The organism is Caldivirga sp. UBA161, from assembly GCF_002506515.1.
Lineage (GTDB): Archaea > Thermoproteota > Thermoprotei > Thermoproteales > Thermocladiaceae > Caldivirga.
The window spans coordinates 1-2,924 of the sequence record NZ_DAXS01000087.1 but is presented as its reverse complement, the minus strand read 5'-3'; the positions used below and the strand labels follow the sequence as shown (position 1 = coordinate 2,924).

At 38.1% G+C, this 2,924-nt stretch carries 4 protein-coding genes; all 4 read left to right on the top strand.

What is annotated here, in order from left to right:
* A partial coding sequence (locus BP896_RS09705; protein ID WP_291767923.1) for a DUF1634 domain-containing protein occupies window positions 1-765 on the top strand: 765 nt, incomplete at its 5' end.
* A 153-nt stretch (window positions 766-918) separates the two neighbouring features.
* Window positions 919-1,851: a sulfite exporter TauE/SafE family protein gene (locus BP896_RS09700; protein ID WP_291767922.1), complete on the top strand. Its 933-nt coding sequence runs from the start codon at window positions 919-921 to the stop codon at window positions 1,849-1,851.
* Window positions 1,848-2,249 carry a DUF1634 domain-containing protein gene (locus tag BP896_RS09695; protein WP_291767920.1) on the top strand — a complete coding sequence of 134 codons (402 nt, stop codon included), beginning with the start codon at window positions 1,848-1,850 and terminating at the stop codon, window positions 2,247-2,249. The genes BP896_RS09700 and BP896_RS09695 overlap by 4 nt, the downstream gene beginning before the upstream one ends.
* A gap of 256 nt (window positions 2,250-2,505) precedes the next feature.
* The coding region (locus BP896_RS09690; RefSeq protein ID WP_291767918.1) for a sulfite exporter TauE/SafE family protein at window positions 2,506-2,924 on the top strand (419 nt) is incomplete at its 3' end.

The following is a 2,924-nucleotide window of genomic DNA, read 5'->3' as shown; positions in this document are numbered from 1 at the left end:
ATGATAGGAGTAACAGCAGCAACAAGTAGTTCACTATATTGGCATTTCGGCTACATTCAACCATTCATAGCTGTCGCTGCGGCAGTGGGGGTATTAATGGGTTCAATGCTTGGCACCAGGCTGCTGATACGGATTACTAATAGGCAGATTAGGTGGGTGTTCGTAGGGGTATTAGCGTACTTTGGGTTAAGAATGACGCTTAGGGGCTTAGGTAAAGAACATTTACTGCCATTAACATCCCTTGAGAGGAATATAGTGGCTGCAGTCTTTTCAGCCATAGTTATCAGCACATTGTATCTATTACTCACGTATAGATATAATAGTACTGCTGATGAGACAGTCATAATGTATCGTACGCAGCCTAATAGCACTAGCCTCATTGAAGAGAAATTCATAGGCATAACCAGTAGTTTACTTAGATATGGGGTATTTGTAAGTGTGTTGTTAATGATAATGGGTCTACTAGTAATGATTACAAGTGGACATGGCCTTCAGTATTCACTGAACATGATAACTGACCCATCAAGTCAATTAAACACATCCTTAATAGGGGCTACTACAATAATCAGTGGTTTAATTAAACTTGATGGCTTATGCATAATGCTTATTGGGCTCCTTACACTGATAGTGATACCAATATTGATGATAATCCTTAATATGGTTAGATTTACGCTTGAGCACGATATACTTTATTTAGCGTTCACATTAATAGTGCTCACTAACTTAATGCTTGCTATTGTGGTATTACCAATATTCATAAAGTGAAGTTGAAGGATGTAATGAGATTTAATATTACATAAAATGTGAAATAATGCCTTAGGATGTTCATGAATTTATAAAGACCTCTTATGGAAACCTGGATGATTGGTTTTACACAAAAAATATTTACTAAATCACGGTATAAAGGGTATAAGTAATATGACAATGCTACCTCTAGTAATGTATGCGGTAGGGTTGGTTCCCTTAGGGGATACACTTATCTTCTTTGCTTCATTAATGTGCATATGCATTATCATAGGCTTTGTCGCCTCATTGGCTGGTGTTGGTGGGGGTGTCTTATTTACGCCAATAATGATGGCCTTCACATCCATTAACCCTGACATAATTAGGAGTACTGGATTAGCCATAGCAACCATGAGTTCCCTGGTGAGTGCTAAGCCGTATTTACGCGGTAACTTAGCCAACTTCAGGCTAGTGTTAGTATCATCAATACCATATACGCTTTTTGCAATAATTGGTTCAATAATAGGATTACACATAACTAATGTATTTGGCTCAGTGGGTAAATCAATTATAAGGCTAAGCCTTGGAATGCTTATCTTAGCCATAGCTATGTTATTCGTGGTAAGGGGTAATAAGGCTGATATACCAAAGCCTCCCAGTATGAGGGATAAGTTGGCTGAATTACTCAGGCTTAACTCAGTGTATAGGGAGGGGTCACTTAACTTACTTATTGAATATAGAGTAGTGAATCTACAGTGGGGCCTCTTAAGCTTAATGGGTGTTGGATTAGTGTCAGGTATGTTTGGGCTAGGGGCCGGTTGGGCCATTGTCCCAGTCTACAACATGCTAATGTACATTCCATTAAAGGTGGCTAGCGCATCAAGCATAGTACTGATAGGTATTGGGGATACTGCTGCAATGTGGGTTTACATTAATAATGGCGCCTTCATCCCACTTTTCGCAGTACCATGCCTACTGGGCATTATAATTGGCGCCCGTATTGGATCAAGAATAATGCCTAAGGTAAAGGTTAATTGGATAAGGATATTGGTGATTATGGTAATGATTATTGCTGGTTTAAGGCTAATACAGCAATCATTACCATTACTAGTGGGGTGGTTATCATGAGCATTGAGAAGCCTACTATTAGAGAAGAGCCTGAGGCAAGAATATACGGTGACATAGCCTTCATACTCATGATGCTGAGCGCATTATTACTCGTACTTGGTTGTATACTAGTCATGTTAAGGCATGGTGATGCAGCATTCTGTACAATAGGTGGATTACTTAGTGGTGATCCTCCCAATGAATTAAAATCATGCTATACTGGATTAATAACAGTGAGGCTTAGTGAAGTTGAAAGTATAGGCATGACTATTTTTGGTTCAGCAGCCATAATAGGGTTATCACTAACTGCTGTAGTATTAATGTTAAGGAAGGATACAATATACGCTGCAATATCATTAATACTATTAGTAATATTGTTAGTATCAGCCTTAGGTATAGTTAATGTTAGTTTAGGTTAACCTATAGGCTTAGTAACATCATAACATTGGGTTTAAATCACCGCTTTCTGCATAATCATTAGCAGTAGTGCTTATGGTCAATGCCCCATGGCTAATGTTTTGAATTATAAAAAGATTCATTGTGAAATACAGTGTAAGTAATGCTTACTATAATATGTTATAGTAAGTTGAGCTATGTGTAATTTACATCATATTTTATGATAATAGGTATAATAAGGTTTGTTTTTTAAACCGTAGGTAGCCAGATTTATTCCATATGCTGAATATAGTTGCAAGGCTATTGATATTCATGGAAATACTTATAGCAAGCATATTCGCTGGCTTACTGGGATCATTAACTGGGCTAGGAGGTGGTACAGTCTTAGTCCCTGTATTAACACTCTTCCTTAATATACCAATAGCTTACGCAGCTGGTGCGGCATTAATATCAACAATATCAACATCCAGTGGCGCAGCCAGTGCATACATAAAGGATAAAATAACAAACATTAGGATCGGTATGGGCCTTGAAATAGCCACAACCACTGGTTCAATAGTTGGGTCATTGACGGTAGCATACATTTACTCACATAACTTAGAATGGATAGTGTACGTTGTCTTCGGTATAGTTATATTAATGTCAATAATACCAACAGCCCAGAGGGGTAAGTATGAGATCCCTGACCCAAAGCCACC